The sequence below is a fragment of the Hydrogenovibrio sp. genome (genome assembly GCF_049975065.1).
GTDB lineage: Bacteria > Pseudomonadota > Gammaproteobacteria > Thiomicrospirales > Thiomicrospiraceae > Hydrogenovibrio.
In genome coordinates this window covers 7820-15127 of sequence record NZ_JBNGDN010000046.1, presented here as the reverse complement: position 1 = coordinate 15127, position 7308 = coordinate 7820, and the positions used below count along the sequence as shown (strand labels likewise).

The 7308-nt window shown below is 49.4% G+C and carries 6 protein-coding genes; 2 read left to right on the top strand and 4 right to left on the bottom strand.

The annotated features are described in order from the left end of the window. Positions 1–7: 7 nt before the first annotated feature. On the bottom strand, positions 8–1423 hold the full coding sequence (locus tag ACP5D0_RS06740; RefSeq protein WP_472364897.1) for a form I ribulose bisphosphate carboxylase large subunit: 1416 nt from the start codon (positions 1421–1423) through the stop codon (positions 8–10). 431 nt (positions 1424–1854) lie between these two features. Between ACP5D0_RS06740 and ACP5D0_RS06735 the strand changes: the two genes are divergently transcribed. Continuing rightward, entirely contained in the window at positions 1855–3546 is a 1692-nt protein-coding gene (locus tag ACP5D0_RS06735) for an L-lactate permease (RefSeq protein ID WP_472364896.1), read from the top strand. Between the two features lie 320 nt (positions 3547–3866). Then, complete coding sequence (locus tag ACP5D0_RS06730; RefSeq protein WP_472364895.1) at positions 3867–4397, top strand: DUF4760 domain-containing protein; 531 nt, start codon at positions 3867–3869, stop codon at positions 4395–4397. 219 nt (positions 4398–4616) lie between these two features. On the opposite strand, the gene ACP5D0_RS06725 is transcribed toward ACP5D0_RS06730, so the two are convergent. From ACP5D0_RS06725 to ACP5D0_RS06715, 3 genes are all read right to left on the bottom strand, one after another. Beyond that, positions 4617–5711, bottom strand: coding sequence for an MBL fold metallo-hydrolase (locus ACP5D0_RS06725; RefSeq protein ID WP_472364894.1), 1095 nt, complete (start codon positions 5709–5711; stop codon positions 4617–4619). Positions 5712–5788: 77 nt separating this feature from the next. Continuing rightward, the gene (locus ACP5D0_RS06720; RefSeq protein ID WP_472364893.1) at positions 5789–6187 is read right to left on the bottom strand and encodes a hypothetical protein; all 399 of its coding nucleotides are present in this window, start codon (positions 6185–6187) and stop codon (positions 5789–5791) included. A gap of 41 nt (positions 6188–6228) precedes the next feature. Continuing rightward, the gene (locus tag ACP5D0_RS06715; protein ID WP_472364892.1) at positions 6229–6831 is read right to left on the bottom strand and encodes a TetR/AcrR family transcriptional regulator; all 603 of its coding nucleotides are present in this window, start codon (positions 6829–6831) and stop codon (positions 6229–6231) included. Positions 6832–7308: the final 477 nt, after the last annotated feature.

Below are 7308 nucleotides of genomic sequence, written 5' to 3'. Positions count from 1 at the left end.
ACAGCGCTTAGCCGACATCCAGTTTGTCAACGGTATCGAACTCAAACTTGATTTCTTTCCAAGTTTCCAGAGCCACGGCCAATTCTTTGCTGTTACGCGCCGCATCTCTTAGGATGTCGCCACCTTCTCTTTCCAGATCACGCCCTTCGTTACGTGCTTTCACACAGGCTTCCAGTGCCACACGGTTTGCAGCGGCACCGGCGGCGTTACCACCTGGGTGACCTTGTGTGCCCCCACCAAACTGCAGAACGGAGTCATCACCAAAGATGTTCACCAGCGCTGGCATGTGCCATACATGGATACCACCGGAAGCCACGGCCATCACACCCGGCATGGAGCCCCAATCTTGGTCAAAGAAGACACCACGTGAACGGTCTTCTGGCACAAAGGCTTCACGCAACTGGTCAACAAAACCAAGCGTTGAAGCACGGTCACCTTCCAACTTACCAACCACCGTACCGGTATGTAGGTGGTCACCACCTGACAAACGCAGACATTTCGCCAAGACACGGAAGTGGATACCGTGGTTCGGGTTACGGTCAATTACGGCGTGCATGGCACGGTGAATGTGCAACAGCATGCCGTTGTCGCGACACCAGTTCGCCAAAGTCGTGTTGGCGGTGAAACCAGCGGTCAGGAAGTCGTGCATAATGATCGGCTGACCCAGTTCTTTGGCGAACTCGGCACGCTTCATCATTTCTTCGACCGTACCGGCGGTCACGTTCAAGTAGTGACCTTTACGCTCACCGGTTTCGACCGTGGCTTTGTCAACGGCTTCGGCCACGAACTCAAAGCGGTTCTGCCAGCGCTGGAACGGCTGAGAGTTGATGTTTTCATCATCTTTGGTCAAATCCAGACCACCGCGCAGACACTCGTACACCGCACGACCGTAGTTCTTAGCCGACAGACCCAGCTTAGGCTTGATGGTACACCCGAGCATTGGACGACCGTACTTGTTCAGCTTGTCACGCTCAACTTGGATACCGGCCGGTGGCCCGCCACAGGTTTTAATAAAGGCGATTGGGAAACGGATATCTTCCAAACGCAAAGAGCGAACCGCTTTAAACCCGAATACGTTACCCACCAAAGAGGTCAGTACGTTGACCACAGAACCTTCTTCAAACAGATCCAATGGGTAAGCGATAAAGGCATAAAATGCATTTTTATCCCCGGGAACGTCTTCAATTCGGTAACAACGGCCTTTGTAAAATTCCATGTCGGTCAACAAATCGGTCCAGACAGTCGTCCAGGTTCCGGTGGAACTTTCCGCCGCTACAGCCGCAGCCGCTTCTTCGCGTGGCACACCGTCCTGCGGTACGACTTTGAAACAAGCCAATAAATCAGTATCCAATGGTGTGTAGTCTGGAGTCCAATACGTCAACTGGTAATCTTGTACACCAGCATCAAATGTTTTACTTGCCATAAATATGCTCTCCTTGATTTGGGAGTTGAATAGAATTCGATTTCAATATTAGAGAGAGCGTCCATAGAAAACTAATTGAAAGGCATGATGGTTTGAATTGATGATTATCAATACTTTAAAATTTAATCCTTTATTTTCAATATCTTATATAAAACATTAATCTGAATAATCTTTTGGATACGCGATTTTTTTCAGCAAAAAAATATTTGAAACACCCAAAAAAGACGAGTCATCTTCGTTTCGTTGTCTCATCCTTGTCTTATCATTGTCTCGTGGCTCGGCAAAATTCTTTTGAGGTTTCGTCTTTCGTTTCGCATATAAATTGCGTAAGCTACTGATCCTGAGTCATTTTTGCCAGGCCTGGCAAAAATCACTGGCGAAAGAACAAGGGGGATTGTTAACCCCACCATGACGATTTGAAAGGAATGCAGATGTCGAGTTTAGAAATGCTCACGGCTTTTATGCCGATTTTGGCGGTATTGGTCTTTTTGGTGGTGATGCGACTGCCCGCCACCCGCGCCATGAGTTTAAGCTTTGCACTGGTGGCGTTTCTGGCCTGGAGCGTCTGGGATGTCTCGGCACAACGCCTTTGGGCGTCGGTGCTGGAGGGTTGGGTGATTGCCGCTTCGATTATGGTGATCGTGTTCGGTGCCATCGTCCTGCTGAACACCCTGAAAGTCAGCGGTGCCGTTTCGGTGATTCGAGAAGGGTTCACCGCCATCTCGCCGGATCGACGGGTGCAAACCGTCATTGTCGGCTGGTTATTTGTGGCTTTTTTAGAAGGTGCCAGCGGCTTTGGCACTCCGGCCGCCATTGTCGCCCCGCTGTTGCTGGCACTGGGGTTTCCGGCACTGGCGGCGGTGGTGCTGGCCTTGGTGGCCGACAGTGCCGCCGTGTCTTACGGTGCGGTCGGCACGCCGGTGATTGTCGGCATCGGCCAAGGGCTGTCCTCTCCGAGTGATGCAGAGGTATTACAGATTGCCGTCACCGCCAGTACCATTGATTTGGCGGTTGCCAGCTTTTTGCCGTTGATTATGGTGATGCTGTTAACCCGGTTTTTTGGCGAAAACCGTTCCTGGAAAGAAGGCCTCGGGGCTTGGAAGTTTGCCCTGCTCGGTGGTTTCTCTTTTACCATTCCGGCCTGGCTGGTGGTGCAATTTTTAGGGCCGGAGTTTCCGGCGATTCTCGGTGGGTTGACAGGCTTGATCTTAACCGTTGTCGCGGCGAAACGCGGCTGGTTTCTGCCCAAGCAGGTCTGGTTATTTGCATCCGATCGCACCCTTGCCGATTCCATGACTCTGACAGCTTCCGCCACGGGGCTGAACCAAGCCCCCGGCTGCGAATCCCGTCCACAACTGCCCTGCCTCGTCTCAGACCCACAAAACCGCCCGATTCCTTTGACGCTGATCCAGGCCTGGTCGCCTTATCTGTTAACCGCACTGTTGTTGGTGCTCAGCCGCATAAACGAACTGCCGTTTAAAGAATGGCTCACCTCGGTGCAGTGGCAATTCAACCAGCTGGCGGGCACGGATATTTCCGCGGGTTTCACCCCACTGTATCTGCCGGGCAGTTTGTTTATTCTGGTGGCGCTGATGACGGTGTTGCTGCACCGCATCCCGTTACGTGAAACCGCCCAGGCCTGGTCATTATCGCTCAAGGTGATGTGGCCGACCTTACTGGCGCTAGGCACCTCCGTGCCAATGGTACGCATTTTTCTCAACTCGGATGTCAATGAGGCCGACTTATTGTCCATGCCGATGGAGCTGGCCAAGCTGGCCGCACAGACGTTTGATGTTCATTGGCCGCTGGCTGCGCCGTTTGTGGGCGCTTTAGGCAGTTTTATCGCAGGGTCGGCGACCTTTTCCAATATGATGTTTGCCGAGTTCCAGGCGTCCACCGCGGCCGCCGTAGCACTGCCGAGCCACTGGATACTGGCGCAGCAGATGCTGGGCGCCAATGCGGGGAATATGATTTGCGTGGTCAATGTGGTGGCCGCGGCATCGGTGGTCGGCTTGGTGGGCAAGGAAGGTCAGATTATCCGCTACACGCTGCTGCCAATGCTGTTTTACATTATCAGTGTTTCCCTGCTGGTGTGGACTCTGCTGCTTCTGGGGTTCCGCTAATCTTTGCCTCGAATAACTACGGTGGCTAAGGTGTACACACGGGTTGCTGAGTTGACAAGGCTAGCAAGCCTTAGAGGTTCAGACTTGAAAACACAACAACCTTGTCAAAAAATTACGTTATAATAATTTTGTGATTAAGCGGTGTAAACTTATCGAACCTTAACAGCATCAGTTAAGTAAAATTATAAAACTTAAATTCTGCCGACACGATGAAACATAAATCGCGCAGGAGAAGTTTTGTTAAAGGAGTTTCAACATGGATTATGTCATTATCAATCAAACACACATCCGTAACGAAGATTACGATGCCATCTAAATAAATGGCTACCGAATCAGAAATAGCCAAGGTTGCTTGTAATCTTGGCTTTTTATTTTCACCCATTGCAATCCTTCTCTCTGCGCTTATTGCGGGCACCATTGCAATTAACATATCCAAACGTCAAAAATCAGTCGAGCTTCTACAACACATGAAGAGCGACACCCGAGTGGATGATGGTTTAGCCATTCTAAGAAAAATTCACAACGACTCTGAAAACGAAGTAACCAATTTCGCATACATAACTCAAGCAGATACTGAAGAAGCCATAAAAATCCGATACCTACTGAACACATTTGAGCAAATGGCATCTGGCATTTCTGATCGGGTTTATGACGAAAATATTATTAAGCGAAGCAAATATACAACGGTTACCAACACCTATAAAAGGGCAAAAAAATTTATTGAAAAAGTTCAAGAAAGCCAGCCCACAGCTTACCAAGAATTGAGTTCTTTAGCGAATAGATGGGAATCCCATCCCTTAAAGAAACGTGGCGGAATTGAATCGTTTTTAAGAAGGCTACGCATCATATAAAAGCCCACAATTTTGCACTCACACTTCATATAAAACCTTAAAACGAGCCCCCTTAAGATAAAAAATATTCGGCTGCGTCAGCGGCGAGCATTTGTGTATTTTCCCCAGACCTAGCGAGAGTGCAAGAAACGCACGATAATAGGTGTGATTGTGCAGATAAAAGAAGCCGCGAAAGATTCGCGGCTTTTTTATGTTTGAGCAGCGGCTCAAGACGCTCACTTATTCAAAGTTTTCACCCAAGTCGCCGCCGGTCATTTCACGGTAAATGTGGCTGGCATTATTCTGATGGGTTTCATTGAATACCGGACGGTCTTTATAGGCGGACTGATCAATCTGCAAGGCATCTTCTTCATTGCCGCCACGATCAATAATGGCCTGTGTCTGGGCGTGCATGTAGGTTAGATAATCGTAGGTGTCCTTTTTGACCTGCGCCATATCGGTCGGGGCACCGTGGCCGGGAATCACCACCACATCATCGGGCATGGCGTCCATCATGCGTTCAAACGACTCTGCCCAGTGTTGCGTATTGGTGTAGGAAAACAGCGCCAGCATTCGTTCGTTGTACGCCAAATCGCCCGTCAACAATAGCTTGCGACTCGGCACATACACCAGCGTGGAACCCGGTGTGTGACCTGGGCCGAAATTCAGCACATCGACGGTTTCGCCGCCGCCGACATCCACGGTCAGCTTGTCCTCAAAGGTGATGAACTTGTCGGAAACATCCCGTGCGCTGTGAGTGATTTCACGCCCGACACGCATCGCCCAATGCTCTTTTATGTGCTCATAGCTGTTGTGAAAATCATCATTGGCTCGTTTATGTGAGTAGAGGTTTTTCACGCCCACATCCACCCAGTAGCTCGCGCCGAGATAGGCGTGCCCCTGACTGTTTTCCACCGCCACCCATTTCACCGGTTTGTCGGTGTAGTCACGAATCATCTTGTGAAAAGCGGCCGCCACGGCGGGATTGGGGCCGGCATTGAACACAAACACCCCGTCTTCGAAAATCATAAAGGTGAGGTTATTGTTCAACCCATAGTTGGACGGGTTGTGCCAGATCAAACTGCCCACCACCGTGTAAACGCCGTCCATCACTTTGACCGGTTTCAGCAGGTGCACTGTTGGACCGATGTAGCCAACGCTGCGTTCGGTTTTCACCACTTCCTGCGCATAACCGCTATAGGTGGCATCGCCGCCCATTTCTTTGGCGTAGGCTTCAAACCCCATCACATAGGGATCCCCGTCCTTGCCGCCAGCCGCCAACGCTGTGCCGGTTGCTGTTGAACTGATTATTGCAGCCGTTATAAGTTTTCGCATAACAGTTCCTTTTGTAGTTGAAAACGACTTACGATTCAGCAAACCGACAATGCCATCGGCTCCTGAAACCGCGCTTGTTAGGATTTTTGCACCGACCCGTCGATCGGCTTGGAGAAGAACGTTTCGCGCAGCAATGACCAGCTGAGACGCTGGGCGTGATTCCACGGCATCAGCGACATAAAACGTGCCAGAAAACAATAATCAAACAGCACCATCGCCGAGGTGCCGAGTATGATCAGGAAATACAAAACGTGCAGCGGTGGGTAAAGCGCCACCAGCAACAGCGCCAGATACGCCAAACGCACCTGCACCGGAAAAGCACTCAATTGCGGGGTGCGCATAAAGAAATGCACCACCTGAATCGCATTCAAGGCAATCGCCGCTTCAATGCCGTAAGGCACTCCCGCCACCCCAGCGATGAGCAACACATCGGTGATAAACCAGTACCACCAGATCAAATCCATTTTGAATGTCATGCGTTAATTCCTTATTTGATGCAGAAAAGTTCCGCGTAAGATTAATCTGAGGTTTCTACCGCCAACGCCCGCCAAGCCGCTTCCGTTAGCTCGTCAAAATGCGACATCAGCGGCGTGGTTAACACCCCGTCTAACGACAGTTGAATCAGACGCAGCACACTGCCATAGGCGATGGATGAGGCGACCATCACATCCATTGGCCGCAGAACCCCTTCATCCTGCCCCTCTTGAATCACATCGCGCAAAATCATAAACGGCTTGGAAGAACAAATCGGTGCCAAGCCTGGCATAAATTCTTTATGACGTGCATAGAGAATAAATTGCTCCGCTTCGGGATACCGTTCGGCAAATTGCAACATCCAACGAACCAATGCAAAATACCGCGCTTTGACACCTGTGTGCTGTCCCAAGACGTCGAGCTGTTCGGCTTCAATGGTTTCCAGCAAATGCTGCATCAGCTGCGTTGCCAGCGATTCTTTGTCTTTAAAGGCATGGTAAATCGAACCGGTGCTCACTCCCGAATGCCTGACCAAATCGGGAATGGAGGTGCTGAAAAACCCTTTTTCCACAAAGAGGATTAAAGCACTGTTCAAAATACGTTTTTTCGACGCGCTGATGTGTGCCGTCTCAAACAAGTTCAACATAGATAACCCTTCGTGTTTTTGCTTTGGATTTCAAAGCACCGCCCCACTTAAACTAGAACCATTATTCTAGAATTATCATTCTAGTGCCAATCAAAATTTTTAATCCGCCCCATAAACAAGCATTCACGACGCTTAACCCGGAAAGTGAGCGATAGGACACCATTAAACCCATGTAATAAAGAGGTTTTTAAGCCATTATACTGTGTGAATTTTTTATGAAACACACTTTAGAGACATCCTAATTTGCCCAAACGGAACTTATAATCTGGCCAATGCAGCCGATTCAAGTCTGACTAAACTCTGAACCAAAGCTTGACCCTCGGCTCATGGAAAATCTATGCTATTGATTTTTAAATAAAACTTTTTGCATTAATATTTTAATAGGCACCAATATAAGTTTTTTCTAATTCCATTCACTCAACGGAATCTTTACTATGGCCGTAGGGTCACAACTTAGACTTATGCAAAATAGAATTT

Coding starts and splice junctions, on each gene's coding strand:
- ACP5D0_RS06740 (WP_472364897.1), bottom strand. CDS start 1,423: ATGGCAAGTAAAACATTTGATGCTGGTGTACAAGATTACCAGTTGACG.
- ACP5D0_RS06735 (WP_472364896.1), top strand. CDS start 1,855: ATGTCGAGTTTAGAAATGCTCACGGCTTTTATGCCGATTTTGGCGGTA.
- ACP5D0_RS06730 (WP_472364895.1), top strand. CDS start 3,867: ATGGCTACCGAATCAGAAATAGCCAAGGTTGCTTGTAATCTTGGCTTT.
- ACP5D0_RS06725 (WP_472364894.1), bottom strand. CDS start 5,711: ATGCGAAAACTTATAACGGCTGCAATAATCAGTTCAACAGCAACCGGC.
- ACP5D0_RS06720 (WP_472364893.1), bottom strand. CDS start 6,187: ATGACATTCAAAATGGATTTGATCTGGTGGTACTGGTTTATCACCGAT.
- ACP5D0_RS06715 (WP_472364892.1), bottom strand. CDS start 6,831: ATGTTGAACTTGTTTGAGACGGCACACATCAGCGCGTCGAAAAAACGT.